The 255-nt window shown below is 60.8% G+C and carries 1 tRNA gene; it reads right to left on the reverse strand.

The window, feature by feature from the left end:
• Positions 1-79: 79 nt before the first annotated feature.
• A tRNA-Ile gene (locus V6C16_RS15050) sits at positions 80-156 on the reverse strand.
• Positions 157-255 lie beyond the last annotated feature (99 nt).

Genomic DNA, 255 nt, shown 5'->3' on the forward strand with positions numbered 1-255 from the left:
GGATCGAACCGACGACCCCCGGCTTGCAAAGCCGGTGCTCTCCCAGCTGAGCTACAGCCCCGGTGTATTCCTGAATAAGTGGTGGGCCTGGAAAGACTTGAACTTTCGACCTCACGCTTATCAGGCGCGCGCTCTAACCACCTGAGCTACAGGCCCCTGCTTGGTCCTTTTCGGCTCTGGCGGCGTCAGCCCTCACGGTCGCCCTGGTCACGTATGTTTTGATACGCTTCCGGCGTCGACCGCTCGGCTTCCTTG

The organism is Desulfovibrio sp. 1188_IL3213, from assembly GCF_036763145.1.
Lineage (GTDB): Bacteria > Desulfobacterota > Desulfovibrionia > Desulfovibrionales > Desulfovibrionaceae > Desulfovibrio.